General features: G+C 67.1%; 27 protein-coding genes and 4 tRNA genes. 22 read left to right on the plus strand and 9 right to left on the minus strand.

What is annotated here, in order from left to right; translation table 11 throughout:
* The first annotated feature begins 7 nt into the window (after nucleotides 1–7).
* Nucleotides 8–1021, plus strand: coding sequence for a cell division protein ZapE (gene zapE / locus ACIGKQ_RS05380; protein ID WP_396572619.1), 1014 nt, complete (start codon nucleotides 8–10; stop codon nucleotides 1019–1021).
* Nucleotides 1022–1039: 18 nt separating this feature from the next.
* Here the strand turns inward: zapE and ACIGKQ_RS05385 are convergent, their stop codons facing one another.
* From ACIGKQ_RS05385 to ACIGKQ_RS05395, 3 genes are read right to left on the minus strand one after another with little or no spacing between them, the layout of a single operon-like run.
* On the minus strand, nucleotides 1040–1597 hold the full coding sequence (locus tag ACIGKQ_RS05385; protein ID WP_235722129.1) for a GNAT family N-acetyltransferase: 558 nt from the start codon (nucleotides 1595–1597) through the stop codon (nucleotides 1040–1042).
* Nucleotides 1598–1637: 40 nt separating this feature from the next.
* Complete coding sequence (locus ACIGKQ_RS05390; protein WP_235722128.1) at nucleotides 1638–2276, minus strand: carboxymuconolactone decarboxylase family protein; 639 nt, start codon at nucleotides 2274–2276, stop codon at nucleotides 1638–1640.
* A gap of 30 nt (nucleotides 2277–2306) precedes the next feature.
* On the minus strand, nucleotides 2307–2870 hold the full coding sequence (locus ACIGKQ_RS05395) for a VOC family protein (RefSeq protein ID WP_235722127.1): 564 nt from the start codon (nucleotides 2868–2870) through the stop codon (nucleotides 2307–2309).
* Between the two features lie 79 nt (nucleotides 2871–2949).
* Between ACIGKQ_RS05395 and ACIGKQ_RS05400 the strand changes: the two genes are divergently transcribed.
* Both ACIGKQ_RS05400 and ACIGKQ_RS05405 read left to right on the plus strand, forming a co-directional pair.
* Nucleotides 2950–3603 carry a TetR/AcrR family transcriptional regulator gene (locus ACIGKQ_RS05400; RefSeq protein WP_235722126.1) on the plus strand — a complete coding sequence of 218 codons (654 nt, stop codon included), beginning with the start codon at nucleotides 2950–2952 and terminating at the stop codon, nucleotides 3601–3603.
* Nucleotides 3604–3757: 154 nt separating this feature from the next.
* Nucleotides 3758–4744 (plus strand): alpha/beta hydrolase, encoded by a 987-nt coding sequence (locus tag ACIGKQ_RS05405; protein ID WP_396572622.1) that lies wholly within the window; start codon nucleotides 3758–3760, stop codon nucleotides 4742–4744.
* A gap of 145 nt (nucleotides 4745–4889) precedes the next feature.
* On the opposite strand, the gene ACIGKQ_RS05410 is transcribed toward ACIGKQ_RS05405, so the two are convergent.
* From ACIGKQ_RS05410 to ACIGKQ_RS05420, 3 genes are all read right to left on the minus strand, one after another.
* Nucleotides 4890–4964: transfer RNA gene (locus tag ACIGKQ_RS05410), tRNA-Val, on the minus strand.
* A 17-nt stretch (nucleotides 4965–4981) separates the two neighbouring features.
* Nucleotides 4982–5055: transfer RNA gene (locus ACIGKQ_RS05415), tRNA-Cys, on the minus strand.
* Nucleotides 5056–5077: 22 nt separating this feature from the next.
* A tRNA-Gly gene (locus tag ACIGKQ_RS05420) sits at nucleotides 5078–5150 on the minus strand.
* Between the two features lie 232 nt (nucleotides 5151–5382).
* Here ACIGKQ_RS05420 and ACIGKQ_RS05425 point away from each other — a divergent pair.
* Together ACIGKQ_RS05425 and ACIGKQ_RS05430 are read left to right on the plus strand one after the other, a co-directional pair.
* A tRNA-Val gene (locus tag ACIGKQ_RS05425) sits at nucleotides 5383–5457 on the plus strand.
* Nucleotides 5458–5536: 79 nt separating this feature from the next.
* Nucleotides 5537–6007 carry an FABP family protein gene (locus ACIGKQ_RS05430; protein ID WP_287015483.1) on the plus strand — a complete coding sequence of 157 codons (471 nt, stop codon included), beginning with the start codon at nucleotides 5537–5539 and terminating at the stop codon, nucleotides 6005–6007.
* A gap of 55 nt (nucleotides 6008–6062) precedes the next feature.
* On the opposite strand, the gene ACIGKQ_RS05435 is transcribed toward ACIGKQ_RS05430, so the two are convergent.
* The gene (locus tag ACIGKQ_RS05435; RefSeq protein WP_266062620.1) at nucleotides 6063–6470 is read right to left on the minus strand and encodes a nuclear transport factor 2 family protein; all 408 of its coding nucleotides are present in this window, start codon (nucleotides 6468–6470) and stop codon (nucleotides 6063–6065) included.
* 108 nt (nucleotides 6471–6578) lie between these two features.
* On the opposite strand from ACIGKQ_RS05435, the gene ACIGKQ_RS05440 reads away from it, so the two are divergent.
* Nucleotides 6579–8003 (plus strand): carboxylesterase/lipase family protein, encoded by a 1425-nt coding sequence (locus tag ACIGKQ_RS05440; RefSeq protein ID WP_396572624.1) that lies wholly within the window; start codon nucleotides 6579–6581, stop codon nucleotides 8001–8003.
* A 48-nt stretch (nucleotides 8004–8051) separates the two neighbouring features.
* On the opposite strand, the gene ACIGKQ_RS05445 is transcribed toward ACIGKQ_RS05440, so the two are convergent.
* Nucleotides 8052–10142, minus strand: a complete 2091-nt coding sequence (locus ACIGKQ_RS05445) for an FUSC family protein (RefSeq protein WP_235722121.1) — start codon at nucleotides 10140–10142, stop codon at nucleotides 8052–8054.
* A 342-nt stretch (nucleotides 10143–10484) separates the two neighbouring features.
* Here ACIGKQ_RS05445 and ACIGKQ_RS05450 point away from each other — a divergent pair, with 342 nt between their 5' ends.
* The 13 genes from ACIGKQ_RS05450 to ACIGKQ_RS05510 all read left to right on the plus strand — a co-directional run bounded on the left by ACIGKQ_RS05450 (nucleotide 10485) and on the right by ACIGKQ_RS05510 (nucleotide 21945).
* Entirely contained in the window at nucleotides 10485–10883 is a 399-nt protein-coding gene (locus tag ACIGKQ_RS05450; protein ID WP_235722371.1) for a TIGR02611 family protein, read from the plus strand.
* Nucleotides 10884–11026: 143 nt separating this feature from the next.
* The gene (thrS, locus tag ACIGKQ_RS05455; RefSeq protein WP_266062623.1) at nucleotides 11027–13099 is read left to right on the plus strand and encodes a threonine--tRNA ligase; all 2073 of its coding nucleotides are present in this window, start codon (nucleotides 11027–11029) and stop codon (nucleotides 13097–13099) included.
* Nucleotides 13092–13643: an HIT domain-containing protein gene (locus ACIGKQ_RS05460; RefSeq protein ID WP_235722119.1), complete on the plus strand. Its 552-nt coding sequence runs from the start codon at nucleotides 13092–13094 to the stop codon at nucleotides 13641–13643. The genes thrS and ACIGKQ_RS05460 overlap by 8 nt, the downstream gene beginning before the upstream one ends.
* 34 nt (nucleotides 13644–13677) lie before the next feature.
* Nucleotides 13678–14376 (plus strand): phosphatidylinositol phosphate synthase, encoded by a 699-nt coding sequence (gene pgsA, locus ACIGKQ_RS05465; protein WP_235722118.1) that lies wholly within the window; start codon nucleotides 13678–13680, stop codon nucleotides 14374–14376.
* 5 nt (nucleotides 14377–14381) lie between these two features.
* Nucleotides 14382–15371, plus strand: coding sequence for a phosphatidylinositol mannoside acyltransferase (locus tag ACIGKQ_RS05470; RefSeq protein ID WP_235722117.1), 990 nt, complete (start codon nucleotides 14382–14384; stop codon nucleotides 15369–15371).
* Nucleotides 15368–16492, plus strand: a complete 1125-nt coding sequence (locus ACIGKQ_RS05475; RefSeq protein ID WP_235722116.1) for a glycosyltransferase family 4 protein — start codon at nucleotides 15368–15370, stop codon at nucleotides 16490–16492. The genes ACIGKQ_RS05470 and ACIGKQ_RS05475 overlap by 4 nt, the downstream gene beginning before the upstream one ends.
* 12 nt (nucleotides 16493–16504) lie before the next feature.
* Nucleotides 16505–17041, plus strand: coding sequence for a LemA family protein (locus ACIGKQ_RS05480; RefSeq protein ID WP_235722115.1), 537 nt, complete (start codon nucleotides 16505–16507; stop codon nucleotides 17039–17041).
* A 79-nt stretch (nucleotides 17042–17120) separates the two neighbouring features.
* Nucleotides 17121–18089, plus strand: coding sequence for a pyridoxal 5'-phosphate synthase lyase subunit PdxS (gene pdxS, locus ACIGKQ_RS05485; RefSeq protein ID WP_308191650.1), 969 nt, complete (start codon nucleotides 17121–17123; stop codon nucleotides 18087–18089).
* Nucleotides 18090–18115: 26 nt separating this feature from the next.
* Nucleotides 18116–18937: a PP2C family serine/threonine-protein phosphatase gene (locus ACIGKQ_RS05490; RefSeq protein ID WP_266062140.1), complete on the plus strand. Its 822-nt coding sequence runs from the start codon at nucleotides 18116–18118 to the stop codon at nucleotides 18935–18937.
* 84 nt (nucleotides 18938–19021) lie between these two features.
* Nucleotides 19022–19561: a LuxR C-terminal-related transcriptional regulator gene (locus ACIGKQ_RS05495; RefSeq protein WP_235722113.1), complete on the plus strand. Its 540-nt coding sequence runs from the start codon at nucleotides 19022–19024 to the stop codon at nucleotides 19559–19561.
* A 54-nt stretch (nucleotides 19562–19615) separates the two neighbouring features.
* Nucleotides 19616–20470 (plus strand): acyl-CoA thioesterase II, encoded by an 855-nt coding sequence (locus tag ACIGKQ_RS05500; RefSeq protein ID WP_235722112.1) that lies wholly within the window; start codon nucleotides 19616–19618, stop codon nucleotides 20468–20470.
* Complete coding sequence (gene pdxT, locus ACIGKQ_RS05505) at nucleotides 20467–21096, plus strand: pyridoxal 5'-phosphate synthase glutaminase subunit PdxT (RefSeq protein ID WP_235722111.1); 630 nt, start codon at nucleotides 20467–20469, stop codon at nucleotides 21094–21096. Before ACIGKQ_RS05500 ends, pdxT begins: the two co-directional genes overlap by 4 nt.
* Before the next feature lie 96 nt (nucleotides 21097–21192).
* Nucleotides 21193–21945, plus strand: coding sequence for a YebC/PmpR family DNA-binding transcriptional regulator (locus ACIGKQ_RS05510; protein ID WP_235722110.1), 753 nt, complete (start codon nucleotides 21193–21195; stop codon nucleotides 21943–21945).
* A 6-nt stretch (nucleotides 21946–21951) separates the two neighbouring features.
* On the opposite strand, the gene ACIGKQ_RS05515 is transcribed toward ACIGKQ_RS05510, so the two are convergent.
* Nucleotides 21952–22572, minus strand: coding sequence for a hypothetical protein (locus ACIGKQ_RS05515; RefSeq protein ID WP_235722109.1), 621 nt, complete (start codon nucleotides 22570–22572; stop codon nucleotides 21952–21954).
* Between the two features lie 179 nt (nucleotides 22573–22751).
* On the opposite strand from ACIGKQ_RS05515, the gene ruvC reads away from it, so the two are divergent.
* From ruvC to ruvB, 3 genes are read left to right on the plus strand one after another with little or no spacing between them, the layout of a single operon-like run.
* Entirely contained in the window at nucleotides 22752–23420 is a 669-nt protein-coding gene (gene ruvC, locus ACIGKQ_RS05520) for a crossover junction endodeoxyribonuclease RuvC (protein WP_235722369.1), read from the plus strand.
* On the plus strand, nucleotides 23417–24016 hold the full coding sequence (gene ruvA / locus ACIGKQ_RS05525; RefSeq protein WP_396572630.1) for a Holliday junction branch migration protein RuvA: 600 nt from the start codon (nucleotides 23417–23419) through the stop codon (nucleotides 24014–24016). The genes ruvC and ruvA overlap by 4 nt, the downstream gene beginning before the upstream one ends.
* Before the next feature lie 28 nt (nucleotides 24017–24044).
* Nucleotides 24045–25133 carry a Holliday junction branch migration DNA helicase RuvB gene (gene ruvB / locus ACIGKQ_RS05530; protein ID WP_235722107.1) on the plus strand — a complete coding sequence of 363 codons (1089 nt, stop codon included), beginning with the start codon at nucleotides 24045–24047 and terminating at the stop codon, nucleotides 25131–25133.
* Nucleotides 25134–25272 lie beyond the last annotated feature (139 nt).

Here is a 25272-nt window from a genome sequence, read left to right on the forward strand (position 1 = left end):
GCCCCTTATGACCGCACGACTCTGCGACCGCAATCCGACGGTTGCACCCGAGGCGCTGATCGACGAGATGGTGCCCCCGTCGACGTTCGACTCGGTCAGCTTCGACTCCTATATCCCCGATCCGGCCGAGCCCTCACAGGCCGAGGCGGTCGCCAAGGGGCACGACTTCGTGGCCCGGGCGGCCAAGGTGCGTGGCGGTAAGGGTGGCCTGTTCTCCCGCAAGAAGACCGGCCAGGGCGTCGGGCTCTATCTCGACGGCGGATTCGGTGTCGGCAAGACCCATCTGCTGGCCTCGATCTACCACTCGATGCCGGAGCCGAAAGCCTTCGCGACCTTCGTCGAGGTGACCCACGTGGTCGGAGCCCTCGGTTTCGTCAACGCCGTCGAACGACTCTCACAGCACACGGTGCTCTGTATCGACGAATTCGAACTCGACGACCCGGGTGACACCATGCTGGTGTCTCGATTGCTGACCGAGTTGACGACGAACGGGGTCTCCATCGCGGCGACATCCAACACGCTGCCGGGACAGCTCGGCGAGGGGCGATTCGCCGCCCAGGACTTCCTGCGCGAGATCCGCAAGTTGTCCGCGGTGTTCGAGACGATCCGGGTGGACGGCCCCGACTACCGGCATCGTGATCTGCCGCCGGCACCCGATCCACGCTCGGATGCCGAACTCGCCGAACTCGCCGAGTCGACCGTCGGTGCCACCCTCGACGACTTCGATGAGTTGTGTGATCACCTGAGCACGCTGCATCCGTCGAAGTACAAGGATCTCGTCGACGGTGTCTCGCTGGTCTGCATCAGCGATGTGCACGCCGCACGCGATCAGTCGGTGGCACTGCGCATGGTGGTTCTCGCCGACCGTCTCTACGACGCCAACATCCCGGTCACCGTTTCTGGCAGCAAGCTCGACGAGATCTTCACCGAAGAGATGCTCAACGGTGGATACAAGAAGAAGTACCTGCGTGCGACGTCGCGGTTGTTGGCGTTGTCGCGGTTCGCCGAGAGCGCAGTCTGACGCCGGCCGTCGCGGATTTCACAGCTGCTGAACAAAGATGAAGTCGTGCTCGACGGAGCCGTTGAGATCGAACGTCTTGACTCCGGCCCGTGCGAAACCCATTTTGGTGTAGAAGCGTTGTGCGCGTTCGTTTTCCTGATTGACGCCAAGCCATGCCAGCACGCTGCCTCGGGAGCGTGACACCTCGAGTGCGGTCTGCATCAGCATGTGCGAAGGCGCCTCGGTGAGTCCGCGGGCGTGATGGTCCGGTGCCACGTACATCTTGGAGATCTCGGTGACCGGCCGTTGCGTCACCACCGCCGCGACATCTGGGTGGACCGGCGCGGTGTGCAGCACCAGGCTGTATCCGATGACCGGTCCCTCGATCCCGTCGCGCGCCACCACGACGTCACTGTCGGCGCTGGTGATGTGATGGTCGAAGTTCGCCGGCTGCAGGTGCTCACGGATGTGCTCGGCGATGTCCGCGGTCGTCGAGTGGGGCGGGCAGGCCAACGGAAAGGTGGCTGCCGCCAGCGTGGCGATCTCCGCGGCGTGGCGCGGGTCGTCGACGATCTCGATCACGGTGGGCGCTCGCACATGCGCAGCGTACGCCGCGCCGGTGGTGAGGCGGGCCCGGCTACTCTCCGGACAGATCCGCCGAGAGGTCGGCGACCTTGACGCCCTCGGGTATCCGGACCTCTGCGACGCGTTCGGGGACGTCGTCGAACTCCAGTCGCAGTGCCTTGGCCATCGTGGCGTGCATGTCGTACAGCGCGGTGATGTAGGTCAGTTCCAGGATCTGGTTGGCCGGGAGGTGCTCGGTGAGCACGGCGAAGACCGCGTCGGGGACTCGTCCACCGTCGAGCACCAGACCGTCGGCGTAGGCCAGCACCGCACGTTCGAGGGGGCTGAACAGATCGCTGACCTGCCACGCGGGGATCGCCGCGATCTTTTCCTCGGGCATACCCAGTGACCGCATCTGCTTGCAGTGTTGGGAGAACACGAACTGGCTGCCGCGCGCATAACCCGCGCGGCCCTGACCGAGTTCGCGCAGCAGGGGATCGAGTGTCGCATTGCGGTAGAGCGCAAAGCCGCGAACTGCGTGACCGAACACCTCGGGGGAGTTGGCGAACACCGTCCACCAATCACCGGGGGTCGCATGGATCGTCCCGTGCTCGGTCGCGGGGTCCTTGTCGGGGCCGAACAGGCGGTCGTAGAAGTACCGGATCTTGTCGTCGGTGACGTCGGCGCGATGGACCTCGGGCAGGCGTGGCATGAGTTCCTCTCGGTGGGCGTTCTGGTGGGCTCAGGAGGGGGTGGCGACGCGGCGGTCCGCTGCCGTCTTCGGTTCGTGGGCGACGTCGGCGTCGGTGAATTCGCGCGTCCAGCAAGCGAACTCCAGCAGAACTCCGTCCGGGTCCTGAAAGTAGAAGGAGCGGACGAAGGTGCCCGGATGTACATGCCGGGAGACGCCGGCGGCGCTGTCGTCGTGGTTGAGAACGGGGCTGACCGCGACGCCGGCGGCCTCGAGACGGCTGCGGTAGTCGTCGAAGTCCTCGGGCGGCACGGCAAAGGCGACGTGGTTCATCGAGCCGATGGCGCTGGCCAGTTCGCCCTCATCGGGGCGTCCTTTGGGGGCGGCGATACCGGGGGCGGCGTCCGGCGAGTCGGCGAGCCAGAAGAACGCCACCGTGTTGCCGCCGCCGCAGTCGAAAAAGAAATGCTGTCCGAGGTTGCCGGGCAGATCGAGGGTCTTCACCAGGGGCATGCCGAGGACACCGGAGTAGAAGTCGATGGTCCTGCGCATATCGGCGCAGACGAGCGCGAGGTGGTTGATGCCGCGGAGTTCGAAGTTGGGGTTGGTCGGCATGTGGAGCGTCCTTTCGGAGATGATCGGCGACCCGTGACATGACTTGACTGTCATGTCAACTTGTTGAAGAGTCTTGTTCGTGGCCAGGCTCGCTGTCAACAAGTCCACCGGAAGCACCTCGGGTGTGCCGGCGCCGGTCGACGCTCTGTCGCCGCGGGGCAGGGCCACGCGCGACGCCGTGCTCGACGGTGCGCAGCGGGTATTCGAGCGCATCGGATTCGTCGATGCGCGAGTGGAGTTGATCGCTCAGGAGGCCGGTGTCTCCTACGGGACCTTTTACCGATACTTCGTGTCGAAGGAAGACGTCTTCCGGGAGTTGAGCACCCGGCTGTTCACCGAAGTGCATCGCAAAGAACCGTCTGCTCCGGGAATGACCCCAGCTGAGCGCCTCATCGCCACCAATCGTTCCTATTACCAGGCGTATCGGCGGCATGCTCGCATGATGGCCATCGTCGAACAGGTGGCGACCTTCAACGAGGAGTTCCGGCACCTGCGCCACGAGCATCGTGCGTCGCTGATCGACAAGACGGCCGGCGCCATCGCGCACTGGCAGGAACAGGGTCGGGTGCGGGCGTCACTGGATCCGGTGATGGCGGCACGCGCGATGGCGGCGATGGTCGACCACACGCTCTACCTGTGGCTCGTCCAAGGGGAGGACGCCGACGAAGACGCTCTGCTCGACACACTCGACCTGATGTGCCTGGGCGCTCTGGGTCTGGCGACCGACAACTGACTCGGATGATCGTCGGCCCTGTTGACATGTGGGGCCTGCATGTCCGTATTGCCCCCGGAGCCGACGCATTCGTGTTTCACTGTCGTTGATCATCTCGGCGGTGGGGACCGCGAGGTGGCCGGCCGTGGTCGGGATTCTGTGGGGGAGACAAGCAATGTGGCAGAGATCTGCCGTTCTGGTCGTCGCAGCATGTTTGATGATCGGCGTGGGGGGATGGGCAGGCGGGCCCGCCGCGGCCGTACCCGATGCGCGCGGGCCGTCTCGAATACTCGCGATGTCCATGACGACCCCTAACCACGCGACGGTGACCGTGTATTCGCGGGCGATGGATCGACCGATCCGCGTGTCGGTTCTTGTGCCCGAACGGCGGGACCGGGAGCGGCCGACCTGGTATCTCCTGGACGGAATCGACGGCGGCGTCTACACCAATTACACCCAGAGCGGCTGGACCTACCAGACCGATATCGCCGAGTTCATGGCTGACGAAGCGGTCAACGTGGTGCTGCCGATCGGCGGTACCGGTTCCTACTACACAGACTGGTCTACGGCCGACCCGGTGCTCGGGAACAACCGGTGGGAGACGTTTCTCACCGAAGAGTTGCCGCCACTGATTGATTCGCGTTTTCAGGGTAACGGCGTGAACGCCATCGGTGGGCTCTCCATGGGCGCCCTCGGCGCCATGTCGATCGCTGTGCGCCATCCCGACCTGTACACGGCGGTGGCCGCATTCAGCGGGTGCCTCGACCAGGGATCGAGTGAGTTCCGACAGGCGACCGCGGCGACCGTGGCAACGCGCGGCGGCAACCCGGACAACATGTGGGGCCCGGTGAGCGGCTCGGAGTGGGCGGCCCACGATCCTGCCGCTCATGTGGCCGCCCTGCGAGGGAAGGTCGTCTACATCTCCAGCGGCAACGGCGTGCCGGACCCGTCGCTGGGCCTCGCCGGCCTCGCGTCGCCGGTTGGTGGTCTCCTGGAAAGTGTCGTCCTGCAGTGCACGTTGGGTTTCAAGGCGCGCGCCGAGAGAGCCGGTGTCAGCGCGACCTACGATTTCCGGCCGGGGCTGCACTCGTGGGGCTACTGGAATCGTGACCTGCATCGTGCGTGGCCGACGATCGCGGGTGGTTTGGGAATCGGGAGCTGAACCACTCAAGGTTTGCGCGTCAGGGGGCGGGCCCCAGGTCGGGTCCGACATCCTCGAGGGCCTTGGCCCGGTTGCCTTTCCGGGGTGCTCGAGCCGCACCAGCCTTCAGATGCACAAAGCCCGCTGCGGGGCAGCGGGCTTTTCGTGGTGCGCGATACTGGGATTGAACCAGTGACCTCTTCCGTGTCAGGGAAGCGCTCTCCCACTGAGCTAATCGCGCGGGATATGCAATTGGTGTGGAGGTGGCGACGGGAATCGAACCCGTGTACACGGCTTTGCAGGCCGTTGCCTCACCACTCGGCCACACCACCAGATGCGAGAGGACTCGCCTCGAGCGGATGACGGGATTCGAACCCGCGACCCTCACCTTGGCAAGGTGATGCGCTACCAGCTGCGCTACATCCGCGTGGTCGGGAGCGATCTTGTGGATCTTTTGTTGCTCTCGACGCGATGAGGAACACTATCCGACGTACTCGCGCTTCGCCAAATCGCCTGGTCAAAGTGCTGTGAGCGGCCAATCGTATGTGCGGCGCCGACCGCTTGAGAATGTTCGGCGCACCCAACGGGCCGATTTGGGGATGCGAGTGGTGAGCGTGTAATCTTCTGCCTCGTGCACAGGCGCCGACGGCGTCTCGCGCGGTCCCGTGGCTCAGTGGAAGAGCGTCCCGTTCACACCGGGAAGGTCGCTGGTTCGATCCCAGCCGGGACCACCAGGAGTCCAGTGAGGCCCTTTCCGCTTTCTGCGGGGAGGGCCTCACTGTTTCGCCGTCGGTGCGGCATTACCCTCGCAGGGTGGATCTTGCCCCGAATCTGACCCCTATCGCCTCTCTCGTCGGCACCTGGACCGGTCCGGGCAGCGGTGAGTATCCGACGATCGAATCGTTCGATTACATCGAGACGATCACCGTCGAGAACATCGGCAAACCCTTCCTGGTCTACCGCCAGCGCACTCGCTCGGCGACAGGTGTTCCGCTGCACACCGAATCCGGATTCCTGCGCGTGCCGGCCGACGGCGTTGTCGAACTCACCCTCGCACAGCCGACCGGGCACACCGAACTGTGCGCGGGCACGCTGGAAGTCATCGACGGGGTCGTCGAACTCAGGATGTCCGGCGTCGTGACCGCAACGGCCACGGCCAAATCGGTGGAGGCAACCGAACGTCGATATCGGCTCGACGGCGACAGCCTGCGCACCGACTTCGCGATGGCGGCGGTCGGTGTGCCGATGACCCACCACCTCACCTCGCAGTTGGACCGCGCCTGAGCCTGGGTGGGTGAGAGGGCCGAAGTCGCCATCGACCGGCAGGTACGCAGTCTCGTCACCGCTCGGGCGAATGCAGACCATGGGCGCGGATCTGGGAGATGACCCACCGCTCGTCGCTGCGTACGAGCACGTCGGTGAAACCGTGCACGACAACTGCTGCCTCGCCGCCGAGCGAGCGCGCAACCCCCGTCACCCGCGCCCGGCCGTCGACAACTGCGACGTCGTCGGTGACGAACTCGACGCGGTCGATGGTGCTCTCGTGACACGATCCGGCGGCCTCGCCGATGAGTAGTCGGCCCAACACGGCTCGGATCTCACGGTGCCCACGGGCCACCTCGTCACGCGGGCTCACCAGCACGGCGGCGGGATGGAGGCACGCGAGGATGCCGTCGAGGTCACCCCGCTGCCACGCCTCGTCGTAGCGTTGCTCGACATCACGCACGGCAGTGGTCGGGTCGGCCATCACTCCTCCATTCACCCTTGGAGCCCACGGTAGACCTGCGTCGACCACGGGGATCGGCTTCCGAGGATGAGTCACCACAGCCGGCACGGTCGCGTACGGTCGATCGGTATGACTCGTGCTGGCGTGGATGCTCCCGCGGTGGACACAACCAGTGGCCGCGTTCGCGGCCTGACTGCCGACGGGATCTTCGCCTATCTCGGAATCTCTTACGCCGCACCACCCGTAGGCGAGGCGGCCTTCGCTGCTCCGGCGCCTCCCGCTGCGTGGGAGGGAGTGCGACCGGCCACCGAGTACGGACCGACCGCCCCGCAGGTCGCCTATCCAGCCCCGATCGCGGCACTGTTCGACAACGCCATCGTGCTCGGCGATGACTACCTGAATCTCAACGTGTGGACCCCGGACCCCAGCGCGGGAGGACTGCCCGTGATGGTGTGGATCCACGGGGGCGCCTTCACACGTGGTTCCAATCGCATCGAGATGTATGCCGGGGACACGTTCGCTCGTGACGGCGTCGTCTGTGTCGGGATCAACTATCGGCTCGGCGCAGCGGGTTTCGCGTCGATCGAGGGGGCGCCGGACAATCGTGGGCTGCTCGATCAGATCGCCGCGCTGGGGTGGGTGCGTGACAACATCGCGGCCTTCGGTGGGGATCCCGACAACGTCACGGTCTTCGGCGAATCCGCCGGAGCGATGAGCATCGCGTCACTGCTGGCCTCGCCACTGGCCACCGGTCTGTTCCGGCGCGCGATCATGCAGAGCGGCAATGGTTCTGCCGCGGCCGATCCGACCGACGCGCGCAAGGTCACTGCTCGTCTCGCGGAGATCCTCGACGTCGATGCGTCCGTCGAGGCCTTGGGCCGTATCGGCGTCGACGACATGCTGCGCGCCCAATCGACGGTGGCGCTGGAACTGATGCTCGACCCGAACCCGGAGGTGTGGGGGCCGACGGTCGTCGACGTCGGTATGGGGATCATGTCACAGTTCCCGGTCGTGGACGGCGAAGTCCTCCCAGCGGTTCCCCGTCAGGCCATCGCCGCGGGTGCCGGAGCCGACATACCGTTGCTCGCGGGCTGGAATGCCGATGAATTCCGCTTCTTCATGGTCGCGACCGGCGGAGCGCAGGCCGTCACCGAGGAGGGCGCGGCAGCGGTCCTGGGTCGCGCGCCCGGTGGCCTCGACCATCTCCGCACTCGGCTCGCTGCCGGGGCGAGTGCCGGTGATGTGCTCAGCGAGGCGCTCACCGCGCGGGCCTTCTCGTCGCCGACCACGGAAATCGCCGAATCCCGGCCGACGGGTTCGACGTACCTGTACGAGTTCGGCTACCGCAGTCCGCAGGCCGACATCCAGGCCGGCCACGCGGTGGAGATCCCGTTCGTCTTCGACCATCTCGCCGCGGCCCATGCGTTGGTCGGACCCGAGCCGGATCAACGTATCGCCGACGACATGCATGACGCATGGGTGAGGTTCGCGAGCATCGGTGGCCCGGGGTGGCCGGCACATGGCGGCGGCGAGGACGTGCGGCGTTTCGTGTGATCCTCGCGCACGCCGTGCCGGTGGGCGGCAAACTGCCGGCGGGCGTCCTCACACCGGTCGGTCCGACCGCGTCTGATGGTCCCACAACAACTCCAGTTCGTTGAGATGTGCTGCGGTCCAGAGCAGGTCGGCGCCTACCCGATGGGCATCGAGCACATCGAGCAGGTCGGCACCGACCGAGGCCGACGCGCGTCGTCGGCCTCCCTCGGTGAGCCAGATGGCGATCTGTGCCGCATGCCGTTCGAGCACCTCTCCGACCCCTGAGCCCGCAGGTGCGCGGCAATCGGGCGTGAGCCGCCCGATCGCTTCTGCGGCCTGTACGGTCCGCACCACTCGTGTCGAGGCATCCAGCACCGGCGTGAGGCCCCCTGGTCCGCCGCCCTTCTCGGCCAGGTACTGGCGTACGTCATCGTCGAACGTCCTCGCCGCGGAATAAGTGTCGGCAACGACCGCGGTATCGAGCGGCCGCTTGCGGGTGACGTGTCGGACCGCGGCGAGCAGAAAACGGGAGCAGGCCACCGCCGCGTCGTCGCTGCCTGCTCGAAGTGCGGTACCGACGTCGCGTGGCCACAGCAGCACGGCCACGACGGCGGCCACGGCCGAACCGATCAGCACATCCTCGATCCGAATCAGCCCGACTTGAAAGCCCACCGGGTCGATCACGTTGAACAGCAACAGAACCGTCACCGTGAAGGCGGCCTGACCCGCGATGAACGACACCACCTCCGGGACGAAGGCGGCCAGGAAGATCGCAGGCGGAAGGGCGAGCCACAACGCCACCGGACCTGTGCCCACCATCGCGAGGAACCCGGCGCCGAGCGCAAACCCGATGACGGTGCCCACAATGGCGCGCAGCACCGAGGATCCGGTGGTGAGCGCGGAACTGCGGAGTACCGACAACGTGCCGAGTACGACCCAGAAACCGTGTTGTACCGAGAGCAACTCGGTGACCGCGACTGCGGCGGCCAGACCCAACCCACCGCGAAGACTGTTTTGCAGACTCACCGACCGCGAGCGCAGATAGCCACGGGTGTAGTGCGGTGACACCAATGGAGCCGGGATCATGCGGCCGTCGGCGCCCCGGCCGGACAGCCCCCGCCCGAGGAGCCGGTCGATCGTTCTTCGCGCATCGGCGGCCCCCGACCAGGCGACGATGCGCCCGACGGTGGCCACCGCAGAATCCACCGCGTGCGAGGCGAGCACGGCAGTTGCCGTGCGGTGATCGGTTGCCGCCGCGAAGTCGTCGAAGGCCTGGTCACGTTCGGAATCCAGCTCTGCCACCAGTTGCTCGAGAGTGCGCATGGCCGATCGGAGTTCGGAGCCGTCGGCCCCCAGTGTCGCCGCTGCCGCACGCAACATCCGTGCCGATGTCGCCGGCGACGACCCGGTCGCCACGGTTCCGGACGACGAGAGGGTCAGACGGTCGGTGAGCCATTCCAGCTCACCGACCACACGCACGAGTGCCCGACTACCCGCCGACAGGCCCACCGGTCGGCACGCGGTCGCCTGGAAACTCGTCCGGAGATCCCGCATGGTCGCGCGTGCCTCGTTGAGATCGCCGTTGCCCGTGACCAGATCGGCGAGCAGGCGACACATCCGGGCGGCTTGCCTGCGCAGCCGGTCGTGATGATGTGGTGCGAGCAGATACAGCGCCGCGGGAACACAACACACCAGGGCTATCGCCCAGCCGAGCAGCCGGTCGCCGACGGCGCTGGGCGCCGCCGGCGTCGCCACCGGCAGCACAAATGTCAACAGCACCGAGCGCTGCGCCGCAGCAAGGGCGGCACTGAGTAACCCGACGAAGATCACGACCACGCCGACCAGGAACATCGTGGCCACCGCGAGCCACGCAGACCGGGACACGAGAGTGGCCACGGTGATCATCACTGCGCCGACGATGCCCAGGCCGAGGTAGCTCGTGGCGCGCGCATGACGGTCGCCGGGGAAATCGGCGAAGACCAGCACGGCGAAGGCACCGAATGCGGCAAACAACGGAGTCTGTGCACCCCCAACCGCCAGACCGAGCGCGAATGACACCGGAATGATCAGTCCGGCACGTACGGCCCTGCGCAGCGCATCGTGATCGGGATCGTGCACACGGAGGTGGTTGCCGAACGCGGCCGGCAGAGTCGAGAGCACCGGTCACCGCCCGATGGGCAGGCCGGAGCGAGCGCGCAGGTCAGGTCCGGTCTGCATCATGGCCACCCGTTGATCACCCGGAGACGTGGGGCAACCGTCGTGAACATCGATAGGTTAACGCCGCCGGGACGGGTTCACGGCGTGTCGGCGAACTCGAGCCGCGGCGTCCATATGCATGGGGGCACCGGTGGACTGACACGTATCCTGGACGCCGTGATCCGCCGGGGTGCCCATCTGCCGACCGTGATCGACGAGACGGGCACCGGCGGATCGATCGTGTCACGAGGAGGGCGGGCCGCGACGGCCCGACGGGCGAGGGAACGGAGTGGCGTGGCGACCAAGATGCGAGTGTGGGCGCGCCAACGCCGATATGTGATCCGGCAGAATCCAACGTTGAACCTCGGGTACCGGGTCGCCATCGGCGTCGTGGGCACGCTGGTACTCGCCGGCGGCGTCGTCGCCATCCCTTACCCAGGCCCGGGGTGGCTGATCGTGTTCGTCGGCCTGGGGATCCTTGCCTCGGAGTTCGGCTGGGCCCACCGGCTGCTGACGTTCGCGCGTGGCAAGTACGACGCCTGGATGGTCTGGATCGGTCGGCAGCATTGGTCGGTCCAGGCCGTCTTCTGGCTGGGCACCGCCGCAGTCGTGGTGGTGACCCTGTGGTTGCTCGGCGCGGTCGGCATGGTCGCCGGATGGTTCAACATCGACGCCGATTGGCTGTCGAGCCCCATCTTGTCGTGACCGCAAGCCGACTGTCCTGACCGAAAGCCTCCTGGGACGGCTCCGGGTGGTTCCCGGTCGTCGGATAGGGCGCAGATACGATCTCTTGAGTAACCCATGCCCATCGACACGACCCCCGTGTCACAACTGCTGAGGAGCGCCTCGTGCCCGACGATCTGCAGGTCACCGCCCCCGCCACGATTCGCGTGCCGGCCGGGACCACCGCGGGCACGGCGCTGCGCGATCACGACCTGCCGAACAAGGGACCCGAGGCCATCGTGGTGGTCCGCGATGCCGCCGGGCAGCTCCGTGACCTGTCCTGGACCCCCGATCTCGACACCGACGTCGAGCCCGTGGCGGCAAACACCGAGGCCGGTCGCAGCGTCATCCGACATTCCTGTGCGCACGTCCTGGCCCAGGCCGTGCAAGAACTCTTCCCGGACGCCAAACTCGGTATCGGTCCGCCGATCAAGGACGGCTTCTACTACGACTTCGACGTCGCCGAGCCGTTCACCCCCGAGGACCTGACGGCTCTCGAGAAGAAGATGAAGCAGATCATCAAGTCGGGTCAGAGGTTCTCGCGGCGCGTGTACGCGTCGAAGGACGCCGCGCGGATGGAGTTGGCGCGCGAGCCCTACAAGCTCGAACTGATCGACGACAAGGGGGCTGCCGCCGACAGCGAGGTGATGGAAGTCGGCGGTGCGGAGCTGACGGCCTACGACAACCTCAATCCGCGTACCGGCGAGACGATCTGGTGCGACCTGTGTCGCGGCCCGCACGTCCCGACCACGAAGTACATCGCCGCGTTCAAGCTGACCCGCAGCTCGGCGGCCTACTGGCGTGGCGACCAGGACAATGCCGATCTGCAGCGTGTCTACGGCACCGCGTGGGAGTCGACGGAGGCGCTCGACGCCTATCTGGACCTGTTGGCCGAGGCCGAACGCCGCGACCATCGCCGGCTCGGCGCCGAGATGGATCTTTTCAGCTTCCCCGACGAGCTCGGATCCGGGCTGCCGGTGTTCCATCCCAAGGGCGGCATCATCCGCAAGGAGATGGAGGACTTCTCGCGGGCCCGGCACGTCGCCGCGGGCTACGAGTTCGTGAACACCCCGCATCTGTCGAAGGGACACCTGTTCGAGGTGTCCAAACACCTCGACTGGTACGCCGAGGGCATGTTCCCGGCGATGCACCTCGATGCGGAGTACAACGAAGACGGGACCATCCGCAAACCCGGGCAGGACTATTACGTCAAGCCGATGAACTGCCCGATGCACAATCTGATCTACCGCTCGCGGGGGCGTTCCTATCGCGAGTTGCCGCTGCGGCTCTTCGAGTTCGGATCGGTATACCGCTACGAGAAGTCAGGCGTGGTGCACGGCTTGACCCGCGCGCGCGGATTCACCCAGGACGACGCGCACATCTATTGCACGCAGGAGCAGGTCGTCGACGAACTGACCAGCACCCTGCAGTTCGTGCTGCAATTGCTCAAGGACTATGGCCTCGACGACTTCTACCTCGAGCTCTCCACCAAGGACCCCAAGAAGTTCGTCGGCACCGACGAGGTGTGGGCGCAGGCCACCGAGACGTTGCGCCAGGTCGGTGCGGCGTCGGGTCTCGAACTGGTGCCTGATCCAGGGGGCGCGGCCTTCTACGGGCCGAAGATCTCGGTACAGGCCAAGGACGCACTCGGCCGTACCTGGCAGATGTCGACGCTGCAGCTCGACTTCTTCGAGCCAGAATTGTTCGAACTCGAATACACCGCCCCGGACGGGACGAAGAAACGTCCCGTGATGGTCCACCGCGCTCTGTTCGGCTCCATCGAGCGCTTCTTCGGGGTGCTCACCGAGCACTACGCCGGCGCATTCCCGGCCTGGCTGGCCCCGGTCCAGGTGGTCGGCATCCCGGTCGCCGAGGCCTTCACCGACCATCTGCAGGGTGTGGTCGATCGGCTCAAGGCCGCCGGCATCCGCGCCGAGGTCGACTACTCCGACGACCGCATGCAGAAGAAGATCCGCACCCACACCAAGGCCAAGGTGCCGTTCATGCTGCTCGCCGGCGAGCGCGACGTGACCGCCGACGCGGTGAGTTTCCGGTTCCGCGACGGGTCGCAGGTCAACGGGGTGTCGGTGGATACCGCGGTGGCGCTCATCACCGATTGGGTTGCGCAGCGACGCAACGATTCTCCGACGGAGGCGGCCATCGACACGGCGGACCGGGCGGGCACCGCCGATGGCTGACGACGATCGCACGATCCGGGATTGCGGCACCGGGGATCCCGATCGCCTGCAGCGGTTGTGGAGTCCCCATCGGATGACCTACATCACCGCCGACCCGCCGCCGTCGGAGAAAGCAACGGGCCATCCTTTCCTCGACATCCCGACGATGTCGGATGAGGAGGGGCTCATCGTCGCGCGCGGCGAGGCTGTGTACGCCGTGCTCAACCTCTACCCGTACAACCCTGGGCATACGATGATAGTGCCGTATCGGCAGGTTGCGGATCTCGAGGCGCTGACCGTCGACGAATCCGCCGAGCTGATGGCGTTCACCCAGAAAATGCTGCGGACCATCAAAGCGGTCTCCAACCCCAACGCGTTCAATGTCGGTCTCAACCTCGGATACGCGGCGGGTGGATCGCTCGCCGAGCACCTGCATCAGCACATCGTGCCGCGGTGGATCGGCGACGCGAACTTCATCACGGTTGTCGGCGAGACGAAAGTCATGCCACAGTTGCTGCGCGACACCCGTTCGCTGCTCGCCGCGGCGTGGCACGAACAGTCGTGACGCACGCCGGTCGGGGGAGGAAAGGAGCGGGCAGATGCTGAGCATCCGAGGCCGGGCCTCGGTGTCGAAGGTCACCCTACCGCTGGGTCGGGCCCTCCTGCGCACCGGTCTCACACCCGACATCATGACCCTCATCGGCACCACGGCGACGATCGTCGCCGCGCTGACGCTGTTCCCGATGGGTTATCTGTTCGTCGGCACCCTGGTCATCTGGCTGTTCGTGATGTTCGACATGCTCGACGGTGCGATGGCCCGGGCGCGTGGCGGCGGCACCCGGTTCGGAGCGGTACTCGACGCCACCTGCGACCGGATCGCCGACGGCGCCATCTTCGCCGGCCTGGCGTGGTGGTGTGCGGTCACCGAACCCCACGACCTGCTGCTCGTCGCCACGCTGATCTGTCTGGTGACCTCCCAGGTCATCTCGTATGCGAAGGCGCGGGCCGAGGCCAGCGGCCTCAACGGTGACGGGGGATGGATCGAGCGGCCCGATCGCCTGATCATCGTGCTCGTCGGAGCCGGGTTCACCGGCCTGGGTATCGGATGGGCAATTCACGTCGCAATGTGGGTGCTCGCGGTGCTGTCGGTGATCACGGTGGGCCAGCGCATGTGGTCGATCTACTCATCGCCGGGTGGGCGCGATCTGATTCCGTTGGCCGCGCAGGAATCCGAGGATGCCGAGGATTCCGACGAGGAACCGCCGACCGGCACACAACGCGAGGCAGGGGCACACTGACACCCATGGGGGACGGTCACAACCCTTCGACGATCTCGCTGAGCGCACGATTGTCCGACCTCGGGTATGCAGCCGGGTGGGCGGCCGTCCGCCACGCACCCGAATCACTGGCGCGGGGAGCCTTCGACCGCGTGGGCAACATCGTCGGACGACGGCACGGTGGCCCGGACCAACTGCGGCGCAATCTCTCCCGTGTCCTCGGCGTGGACCCCGACGACGTGCCCGACGACCTGGTGGCCGCAGCGGTCCGCTCCTACGCCCGGTACTGGTGCGAAGCCTTCCGGCTCCCGGCGCTGGACCTCGCGCAGACCGCGTCCACGGTCACCGTTCCGCCCGCCGACCGCGCGCACGTCGACGCCGCGCTCGCCGGGGGAAAGGGCGTGATCCTGACGCTGCCGCACACCGGCAACTGGGATATGGCCGGAGTCTGGCTGGTACAGAACTACGGGCGATTCGCCACCGTCGCCGAACGTCTGGAACCCGAGTCGCTGTTCACGCGGTTCGTCGCTTACCGGGAATCGCTGGGCTTCGAGATCTTCCCACTCAGCGGCGGCGAACAGCCGCCGTTCGGGCTCCTCGCCGATCGGCTGCGCGACAACGGGATCGTCTGCCTCCTCGGTGAACGCGATCTGGCGCACCACGGTGTCCCCGTGGACTTCTTCGGCGAGAAGACAAGGATGCCGGCGGGGTCGGCGCGGCTGGCCATCGAGACCGGCGCAGCACTGTTACCCGTCCACCACTGGTTCACCGAGCCACCCACATCACGCATCTGCTGTGGCGCACCGATCGACGTCTCCGGCGGGGTGGAGGCGGCCACCCAGGCGCTCGCCGACGCGTTCGCCCGTAACATCGCCGCCCACCCGCAGGACTGGCACATGCTGCAGCCGCTCTGGGAGGCCGACTGGTCGGCGGCGCGGCGTGCGCGTATCGAGGCCGCTGGCGAGGGCAGTGCGGCCCCGACACGCGAGACCGGCCGCGAGGAGTGGCGGCGATGAGGATCGGGATGATCTGCCCGTACTCCTTCGACGTGCCCGGCGGCGTGCAGGCGCACGTCGTCGAGCTCGCGCAGGTGTTCATCGAACGCGGTCACGAAGTGAGCGTGCTGGCGCCCTCGGCGCCGCAGACCCCGCTTCCCGATTACGTGGTGTCGGCGGGGCCGGCCTTGGCGATTCCCTACAACGGGTCGGTGTCGCGCGTGAACTTCAGCCCGACCGGCTATCTGCGACTCCGAGCGTGGATCGACGAGTACGGATTCGACGTGTTGCACGTTCACGAGCCGAACGCGCCGAGCATCTCGATGTTGTCGCTGATGGTCGCGTCCGGCCCGATCGTGACCACCTTTCACACCTCGACCACCCGATCGATGTGGCTGTCGGTGTTCCAGGGCATTCTGCGGCCCTATCACGAACGCATCGCCGGAAAGATCGCCGTCTCGGAACTGGCCCGGCGCTGGCAGATGGAATCGTTGGGCTCCGACGCGGTGGAGATCCCCAACGGCATCGACGCCGCCTCCTTCGCCGACGCCGAACCCCTCGACGGCTACCCGTGGCCGGGTCGCACCGTGCTGTTCCTGGGACGCTACGACGAGCCGCGCAAGGGCATCGACATCCTCATGCGTGCGCTACCCGCTGTCGTCGCGGAGTTCCCCGACATCCGGGTCCTCGTCGTCGGCGGCGGCAACGAGCGTGCCCTGCGCCGACGTGCCGGTGGGCTCGCGGATCGTTTGGTCTTCCTCGGTCAGGTCGATGACAAGACCAAGGCGCGGGCGCTGCGTTCGGCAGACGTGTACTGCGCACCCAATCTGGGCGGTGAGAGCTTCGGGATCGTGCTGGTCGAGGCGATGGCCGCCGGCGCGGCAGTCCTCGCGAGCGATCTCAACGCATTTCGGCGGGTCCTCGACGACGGTCGGGCCGGCCGTCTGGTCTCCACCGGGTCGGTCGATGAACTCGGCGCCGCCCTCGTCGACCTGCTCGCCGACGACGATGCGCGGGCCGAACTCGTCGCGGCGGGTCGCCGTCGCGCCGATCGATACGACTGGTCGCGGGTGGCCGATCAGATCCTGCGCGTGTACGAGACCGTGACCGTGGGGGCCGGGTCCGTCGTGGTGGCCGAGTAGGGAGGGCACGCAATGACCATCTCGGGTTGGACCGTCGCGCTGATCGTGGCGATCGTGTTCGTCGTCGTGCTCGCCGCCGGCTGGGCCTTCCAGACCGCGAACCGACTTGACCGGCTCAACGTCCGCGTCGACCTGGCGCGCCAGGCTCTCGACGCCGCGCTGGCGCGCCGCGCGGTGGTCGCCCGGTCCATCGCAGCCGGGATGATCGCCGGCTACGACGACCAGGTCCGGGCGGTGGGACAGGACCTGGCGGCCGCGGCCGATCAGGCCGAGCATGCTGTGCCGGACTCGCGGGAGCAGGCCGAGAACGCCGTCTCGACGTTGCTCGCCCAACTCGACACCGGGTCGCGTCCGCAGGGCCTCGTGGTAGAGCTCGCCGACGCCGAGACCCGCATCATGATGGCCCGACGGTTCTACAACGACGCGGTGCGTGACACCCGCAATCTGGCCGAGCGTCGGCTCGTGGTGTGGCTGCATCTGGGCGGCACCGCCGAACTGCCGCAGTTCTTCGAGATCGTCGAACGGGTCACCCCGGCGAGCGGTTCCTGACCTCGCCTAGACTTGTGGGACAGCCCGCCTCACGCGGACCCGGCACCAGGTGCCGGAATGACGACATCAGGAGACATCAGTGAGTCAATTCCAGTCAGGGAACAATCCCGGACCGGACACCCCGAACACCGTCAACGGCCACGGCGGGCACGACCCGGCGCCGACCGTCGGGCAGGGTACCGCCCGGGTGAAGCGCGGCATGGCCGAGATGCTCAAGGGTGGCGTCATCATGGATGTGGTCACCGCTGAGCAGGCCAAGATCGCCGAGGATGCCGGTGCGGTGGCGGTGATGGCGCTCGAGCGCGTCCCGGCCGACATCCGTGCCCAGGGTGGTGTCTCGCGGATGAGCGATCCCGACATGATCGACGGGATCATCTCGGCGGTGTCGATCCCGGTGATGGCCAAGGCGCGGATCGGGCATTTCGTGGAGGCTCAGGTGCTGCAGAGCCTCGGCGTGGACTACGTCGACGAGTCGGAGGTGTTGACCCCGGCCGACTATGCCAATCACATCGACAAGTGGGCGTTCACGGTGCCGTTCGTGTGTGGCGCCACCAATCTGGGTGAGGCGTTGCGCCGGATCACCGAGGGTGCGGCGATGATCCGTTCCAAGGGGGAGGCCGGCACCGGTGACGTGTCGAACGCGACCACGCACATGCGCAAGATCCGCGATGAGATCCGCCGGTTGACGTCGTTGCCCACAGACGAGCTGTATGTGGCGGCCAAGGAGCTGCAGGCGCCCTACGACCTGGTCGTCGAGGTCGCGCAGGCCGGCAAACTGCCGGTCACGCTGTTCACCGCCGGTGGTATCGCCACCCCGGCCGATGCGGCGATGATGATGCAACTCGGTGCCGAGGGTGTGTTCGTCGGGTCGGGGATCTTCAAGTCGGGTAACCCGGCTCAGCGTGCGGCGGCGATCGTGCAGGCCACCACCTTCCACGACGATCCCGACGTGCTGGCGAAGGTGTCGCGCGGGCTCGGTGAGGCGATGGTCGGCATCAACGTCGACGACATTCCGCAGCCACACCGCCTCGCCGAACGAGGCTGGTAGCCGATCTGCCGTAGGATCTGCTGATCATGGACGCGGCGACCATCGTGCGGGACGAGTCCCGCTGCGGCACCGACACCCTGGCCGGCCTGCATCTCGATTGGGCCGCCGTGTGCAATGTGGGACGGGTCCGGGAGGCCAATGAGGACGCCGCCCTCATCGCGCCGGGGAAGTATCTGCTCGCCGACGGGATGGGTGGACACGACAGCGGTGAGGTCGCCAGTGAGACGGCATTGCTGACGCTGGCCGACGTTGACAGCCTGCACGATCAGACGCAGACCCAACTCGAGCTGATCGAATCCCTCACCCGGGCGCAGGATCGCATCGGTGAGATCGCGACCGAGACCGAGCGCCGCGCCGGGACGACGGCCACCGGTGCGGTGCTGGTGACACACGACCACGCACCGCACTGGTTGGTGCTCAACATCGGAGATTCGCGGACCTACCGGATGCAGGCCGGGGTGCTGACCCAGTTGACCGTCGACCATTCGCAGGTCCAGGAGTTCGTCGACGCCGGTTACCTGACCCCCGAACAGGCCCGGGTCGATCCGCGGCGCAATGTGATCACGCGCGCGCTGGGCGCGGGAATGGTGAAGCCCGAGGCCGACTTCTTCTCGATGCCGGCGTTGCCCGGCGACACGCTCCTGGTGTGTTCGGACGGTCTCACCGGTGAGCTGCCCGACGAGGAGATCGCCGAGATCCTCGCCGACGCAGACGGTGCCAAGAAGGCTGCCGCGGCACTGGTGGACGCCGCCTTGGCGCTCGGCGCCCACGACAACGTGACGGTGGTGGTCGTCGCCGTACGGGCGGCGTCCGCCGACGGCGACGATGTCGATGCCCACGAAAATTGACGGGAACCTCACGGCGGGCTGCTGCGTCTAACTCACGACAGCGGGCCAGACACCTCGTCTGCCCCACGAGGAGTGAGGACAATCATGACCGGCATCGCCCATCAGATCGCGCCACGTCACGCAGCTGTTCGCCCCGCTACTCATCGCACAGTGCGTGGCGCCGATCGGGTCGGCGGTGCGCGCGAGGCCCGTCGCGAAGCCGAGGCTCTGCGCAGGCGGCAGGAGGCGCTCGCGCGGCTCGCGCAGCGTCGGATGCCGCTGCCGGGATCGGCTGAGCACACCGACGGCCTGCGTCACGAGTCACGAGAGGCTACCGCCATGACGCTGGTCACCGACGATGCGGTGGCCGGTGTGGGATCGTCGCGCTGTATGTGCGGTGCCCCAGCCGCCGGTCTCGAGAGTCCCACGCTGACCGTCCGGGAGATCGAGGTGCTTCGGACCTGGTTGATGCTGGAGACGAAACCCGCTGTGGCGCAATCGTTGTACATTTCACTCGGCACGGTGAACACCCATCTCACGCGCATTCGGGCCAAGTACGCCGATGTCGGTCGGCCGGCGCCGACAAAGGCGGCCCTGGTGGCGCGGGCGGTCCAGGATGGCTTGATCACCCTCGACGAACTCTGACGCGGCCCCACCGCACCGAACAGATCGCGACGGTGCGCGCGATACTGTTTTCCCGTGGCAACCATCGAGGAGATCCTCCAGGTCGAGGCGATCGAGACCGACATCTACCGCGGGCCGGCGTTCCGTAGCCATCTGCAACGCACCTTCGGCGGCCAGGTCGCAGGCCAGGCTCTCATGTCGGCGACGCGCACCGTCGACGCCGACTTCGCGGTGCACTCGCTGCACGGCTACTTCCTCCGTCCGGGGAACCCCGACCTGCCGGCGGTGTTTCTCGTCGACCGCATTCGCGACGGCCGGTCGTTCACGACGCGCCGGGTGACCGGCATCCAGCAGGGCGAGGCCATCTTCACCATGTCGGCGTCGTTTCATGTGCGGACCGACCACGGCATCGAGCATCAGGACCGGATGCCCCCGGTTCCGTCGCCCGACGATCTACCCGACCAGATGAACGAGCTGTCCGACGAAGCGAAGGCAGTCTTCAAGGAATGGCAGGAGTTCGATCTGCGCCTGGTGCCGCGCGAGCAGATGCCGACCTCGAGCTATTTCGCGGCGCAGCAGCGTGTGTGGTTCCGCCATCGCCGTCGGTTGCCCGATGACCAGGTGTTCCACGTGGGCACGCTCGCCTACATGAGCGACATGACCCTGTTGGGGTCGTCGAAGGTGCCGCATCCGGGGGTGGAACCGCAAGCCGCATCCTTGGACCATGCGATGTGGTTCATGCGGCCGTTCCGCGCCGACGGATGGTTGCTGTACGACCAGACCTCGCCCTCCGCGGACGCCGGGCGTGCGTTGACCCAGGGGCGGATCTTCGATCTGGAGGGTCGGATGGTCGCCGCCGTCACCCAAGAAGGCCTGAGTCGGACGGGGCGCGACATGCCGGCCGATCAGCACGCGCGGCGGGACCGGTGAGCGCCGTCGGAAATCCGCGGATCGGTGTGCTCGCACTGCAGGGTGATGTCCGTGAGCACCTGGCGGCACTGTCCGAGGCCGACGCACAACCGGTGACGGTCCGACGGCCGGCAGAACTCGCCGACGTCGATGCCATCGTCATCCCCGGTGGTGAATCCACCACCATGAGCCACCTGCTCGGTGTCCTGGATCTGTACGACCCACTCCGTGAGCGGCTGGCCGCCGGCATGCCGGCGTATGGGTCGTGCGCCGGCATGATCATGCTGGCCACCACCATCCTCGACACCCGGCCCGACGCCCGTCATCTCGATGCATTGGACATCACTGTGCGGCGCAACGCTTTCGGACGTCAGGTGGCGAGCTTCGAGACAGATCTGCAGTTCCATGGCGTCACCGATTCCGCGGGTGACCCGCCGATGCGGGCGGTGTTCATCCGCGCTCCGTGGGTGGAGTCGATCACGCCCGACGTGCAGGTACTCGCCCGGGTGCCCGAGGGGCCCGCGAAGGACCGGATCGTTGCGGTCCGGCAGAACAACGTCCTGGCCACCTCGTTTCACCCGGAGGTGACCGGGGACCGCCGAGTGCACCGCTACTTCGTGGAGATGGTGCGGGAGTCGGGAGTGTGAGCCTCGACAACCCGCACCGGTAAGATCGAGGAGTTGGGCGGATCGTCATCGCACGGTCACGTTCGTCATTGACGTCTATACGGATGCGGGAGTGTCATGAGCGGCCATTCCAAATGGGCCACCACCAAGCACAAGAAGGCGGCCATCGATGCCAAGCGCGGCAAGATGTTCGCCAAACTGGTCAAGAACATCGAGGTCGCGGCAAGGACCGGTGGCGGCGACCCGGCCGGCAACCCGACACTGTACGACGCCATCCAGAAGGCGAAGAAGACCTCGGTACCCAACGACAACATCGAGCGTGCGCGCAAGCGCGGCGCGGGCGAAGAGGCCGGCGGCGCCGACTGGCAGACCATCATGTACGAGGGCTACGGGCCCAACGGGGTGGCGATCCTCATCGAGTGCCTGACCGACAACCGCAATCGCGCGGCCGGCGAGGTGCGCACCGCGATGACGCGTAACGGCGGCAACATGGCCGATCCCGGCTCGGTGGCGTACTTGTTCACCCGCAAGGGTGTGGTCACGCTGGAGAAGAACGGGCAGTCCGAGGACGACGTTCTGCTGGCCGTACTGGACGCCGGCGCCGAGGAGGTCAACGACCTCGGCGAATCGTTCGAGGTGGTCAGCGAACCGACCGACCTCGTCGCGGTGCGAACGGCGCTGGTCGATGCCGGCATCGACTACGACTCTGCCGAGGCAGCGTTCCGGGCGTCGGTGGACGTACCGGTGGACGCCGAGGGCGCGCGCAAGGTGTTCAAACTCATCGACGCACTCGAGGACTCCGACGACGTGCAGAACGTCTACAGCAACGTCGACGTCAGCGACGAGGTACTCGCCGAACTCGACGCCTGACCGGCGTCATCCCGCACGGCGTCGCATGCGGATGGCCGGCCGGTCCGGGTGGTCGTAGCGCACGTCGATGTCGGCACGCGGGGCATCTTCCGCGCCGGCCAGCAGCGCGGGGATCGTCCAGGCCATACCGGGCGGTGTATGTCTGCGCAGGGCGCCCTCACTCATCAGCAGTGCGATGGTCGTGTCGACGTCGAGTCCGGAACCGAGTAGCAGAGGGCCGGCAATGAGGATGACCTGGTCGGCGGCGGCCGGACGTGGAGCGTCACGAAATGATCGGTCGCGCGGGGCATTCCAGAGTCTGGGCAGCCAGCGACCGTGGTCGCGGACGGCCTCGATCACCTCACGGCGTAAGGCATCGTGGTCGAACCAGATTGCGCGATAACTCTCGGTGTCGGTGTGTCCGTATTCAAGGCGGAGCGAGGCGGGCCGGAGGAAATCGGCCGTCGAGACGACGGCCGCAGCACGACCCCGTGTGGTGAGCCGGGTGGCGACCCGTTCGGCAAGATCGACTGGTCGCGCCGCGTCGGCACCGTCGATCGCCATGATGTGGATGCCTGAGTGGAGTTCGGCGACATCGGCACACATCTGTTCGAGGCGGTCGGGGGTGATCGGTTCATAGGTGGCCATGGCGTCCGCCATTGTGTCGTGTTGCTCACCGGTCCGCACTCGTGCAGTCCGCATTCGTGCGGTCCGAAGTCGTGCGGCGCGCATGCGTGTCACTGCGTGTTGTTCGCGGGTGGTGTCGGATGCGGCCGATAGAATCTCGAACAACTGTTCGGAACATCGAAGCGGTGACGGAGGTGCGTGTGCGCGTGATGGGAGTCGATCCCGGATTGACGCGGTGCGGGATCGCGCTGGTCGAGTCGGGACGCGGGCGCACGGTCACCGCGCTCGACGTCGACGTGGTGCGGACCTCCGCGGACATGGAGCTCGCCGACCGGCTGATGGCGGTGTACACCGCCGCCTGTCACTGGCTCGACGTGCACCAACCCGATGTGGTCGCGATCGAGCGCGTCTTCGCCCAGAATCAGGTGTCGACCGCGATGGGTACCGCGCAGGCCGGCGGGGTCATCGCGCTGGCCGCAGGACAGCGCGACGTCCCGGTGCGGTTTCACACGCCATCTGAGGTCAAGGCCGCGGTCACCGGTAGTGGCCGCGCCGACAAGGCCCAGGTCACTGCGATGGTGACGCGGATTCTGGGGATGCAGACCAAACCTCGACCGGCCGATGCCGCAGACGCGCTGGCGCTGGCGATCTGCCACTGCTGGCGGGGGCCGATGACGGAGAAGATGGCGCAGGCACAGCGCCGTGCCGACGAGCTGGCCCGACGACACCGGTCGCGGATCGCCCAGGCTGGTCGGGAACGCGCAGTGCAACCCGGCGCGACGCATAGCGGCCGGGCCCAGCAGTCCGCGAACCAGACGAACAAGAGCCAGGCGGGTAGGACCCGGGCCGGGAACGGGGGAGTGGCATGATCGCGTCGGTGCGTGGGCCAGTGGTGGATGTGGCCCTCGATCACCTCGTCATCGACTGTGGGGGCGTCGGCTACCGAGTGCTGGTGACGCCGGCGACGGTCGGCGCGGTGCGTCGTGGCGAGGAAGCCACCTTGCTCACGTCGATGATCGTGCGCGAGGACTCGATGACCCTGTACGGGTTCACCGACTCCGATGCGCGAGCGCTGTTCACCCTTCTGCAGACCGTCACCGGTGTCGGGCCACGCCTGGCGATGGCGGTCTTGGCGGTTCTCGAACCCACCTCGCTGCGCCGCGCGCTCGCCGAGTCCGACGTCAAGGCACTGACCACGGTGCCGGGAGTGGGTAAACGGGTAGCGGAGCGACTGGTGGTGGAACTGCGCGACAAGGTCGACGCGCCGACGGCGGGTCAAGCGGGAGTGGCCGCGTCGCCGGTCGCCGGGTCGATTCGTGATCAGGTCGCCGAAGCGCTGGTGGGGTTGGGGTTCACCGCCGCACCGGCCGACAAGGCCGTCACGGCGGTGCTCGCCGACGAGCCCGATGCCGATGCCTCCGCCGTGCTACGCAAGTCGTTGGCCCTGATGGGAAAGAGCCGATGAACGACCACATGACAGTGGGGGAGACCGCGTGACAGAGACCTCGCCCGATCCCGACGATCGCCCGGTGAGTCCCGACGAGTTGCATGCCGACGGCGACTTCGACGCGGGGCTGCGGCCGCGATCGCTGGCCGACTTCATCGGTCAACCCCGTGTGTGCGAGCAGCTCGAGCTGGTGCTGCATGGCGCGAAGGGCCGGGGCAGCACCCCCGATCACATCCTGTTGTCGGGCCCACCCGGGCTGGGCAAGACCTCGCTGGCGATGATCATCGCCGCCGAGATGGGGGCCGCCATCCGGGTGACCTCCGGGCCCGCGCTCGAACGCGCCGGTGACCTGGCGGCGATGCTGTCCAACCTCGTCGATGGGGACGTGCTGTTCATCGACGAGATCCATCGCATCGCCCGTCCTGCCGAGGAGATGCTGTACCTCGCCATGGAGGACTTCCGCGTCGACGTCGTCGTCGGCAAGGGGCCGGGTGCCACCTCGATTCCCTTGGACGTCGCCCCGTTCACGCTCGTCGGCGCCACCACTCGATCGGGATCACTCACCGGCCCGCTGCGTGACCGGTTCGGGTTCACCGCGCACATGGAGTTCTACGAGACCGACGACCTCGTGCAGGTGCTGCGCCGATCGGCGGGCATCCTCGGTATCCGGTTGCGCGACGACGCGGCCACCGAGGTCGCGCGGCGGTCGCGGGGCACCCCGCGGATCGCCAATCGTCTGCTGCGCCGCGTCCGCGACTACGCCGAGGTCCGTGGCGACGGCGTGATCACCGTGGATATCGCACGGGCCGGACTCGCCGTCTATGACGTCGATGACCTCGGCTTCGATCGGCTGGACCGTGCCGTGTTGGGATCGCTGGTGCGGGGATTCGGTGGCGGGCCGGTCGGTGTCTCGACGCTCGCGGTGGCAGTCGGGGAGGAACCCGCCACAGTCGAAGAGGTCTGCGAACCGTTCCTCGTGCGGGCCGGGATGATGGCGCGGACCCCACGCGGGCGGGTGGCGACAGCGGCGGCCTGGCATCACCTCGGCCTCACACCACCGGCGGGGGCCATGAATGCCAGTTTCGGGGTGCGTAGCCGCGACGTCATCACCGACAGTCTCTTCGACGACCTGTGACCGGCTCGCGGGACCACCCCACGGGACGTGGCACACTGGTTGGAGCCGCCGGATGAGTTGGTGTGTCCGAGCGTGCCTGCGATCGGCCGCCACCTGAGCGGTCGAAACGGGCAAAAGCCCTGAAATCACCACGACCGAA

It is taken from the genome of Gordonia sp. NPDC062954, from assembly GCF_044543825.1.
GTDB lineage: Bacteria > Actinomycetota > Actinomycetes > Mycobacteriales > Mycobacteriaceae > Gordonia > Gordonia tangerina.

Excerpts from the sequence above, each read along its gene's own strand:
- ACIGKQ_RS05515 (WP_235722109.1), bottom strand. The coding sequence starts at position 22,572 with ATGGCCACCTATGAACCGATCACCCCCGACCGCCTCGAACAGATGTGT.
- ACIGKQ_RS05495 (WP_235722113.1), top strand. The coding sequence starts at position 19,022 with ATGACCGGCATCGCCCATCAGATCGCGCCACGTCACGCAGCTGTTCGC.
- ACIGKQ_RS05470 (WP_235722117.1), top strand. The coding sequence starts at position 14,382 with ATGGGGGACGGTCACAACCCTTCGACGATCTCGCTGAGCGCACGATTG.
- ACIGKQ_RS05440 (WP_396572624.1), top strand. The coding sequence starts at position 6,579 with ATGACTCGTGCTGGCGTGGATGCTCCCGCGGTGGACACAACCAGTGGC.
- ACIGKQ_RS05490 (WP_266062140.1), top strand. The coding sequence starts at position 18,116 with ATGGACGCGGCGACCATCGTGCGGGACGAGTCCCGCTGCGGCACCGAC.
- pgsA (WP_235722118.1), top strand. The coding sequence starts at position 13,678 with ATGCTGAGCATCCGAGGCCGGGCCTCGGTGTCGAAGGTCACCCTACCG.
- ACIGKQ_RS05405 (WP_396572622.1), top strand. The coding sequence starts at position 3,758 with ATGTGGCAGAGATCTGCCGTTCTGGTCGTCGCAGCATGTTTGATGATC.
- ACIGKQ_RS05395 (WP_235722127.1), bottom strand. The coding sequence starts at position 2,870 with ATGCCGACCAACCCCAACTTCGAACTCCGCGGCATCAACCACCTCGCG.
- ACIGKQ_RS05510 (WP_235722110.1), top strand. The coding sequence starts at position 21,193 with ATGAGCGGCCATTCCAAATGGGCCACCACCAAGCACAAGAAGGCGGCC.
- ruvA (WP_396572630.1), top strand. The coding sequence starts at position 23,417 with ATGATCGCGTCGGTGCGTGGGCCAGTGGTGGATGTGGCCCTCGATCAC.
- ACIGKQ_RS05390 (WP_235722128.1), bottom strand. The coding sequence starts at position 2,276 with ATGCCACGCCTGCCCGAGGTCCATCGCGCCGACGTCACCGACGACAAG.
- ACIGKQ_RS05450 (WP_235722371.1), top strand. The coding sequence starts at position 10,485 with ATGCGAGTGTGGGCGCGCCAACGCCGATATGTGATCCGGCAGAATCCA.
- ACIGKQ_RS05475 (WP_235722116.1), top strand. The coding sequence starts at position 15,368 with ATGAGGATCGGGATGATCTGCCCGTACTCCTTCGACGTGCCCGGCGGC.
- zapE (WP_396572619.1), top strand. The coding sequence starts at position 8 with ATGACCGCACGACTCTGCGACCGCAATCCGACGGTTGCACCCGAGGCG.
- ACIGKQ_RS05460 (WP_235722119.1), top strand. The coding sequence starts at position 13,092 with ATGGCTGACGACGATCGCACGATCCGGGATTGCGGCACCGGGGATCCC.
- ACIGKQ_RS05480 (WP_235722115.1), top strand. The coding sequence starts at position 16,505 with ATGACCATCTCGGGTTGGACCGTCGCGCTGATCGTGGCGATCGTGTTC.
- ACIGKQ_RS05435 (WP_266062620.1), bottom strand. The coding sequence starts at position 6,470 with ATGGCCGACCCGACCACTGCCGTGCGTGATGTCGAGCAACGCTACGAC.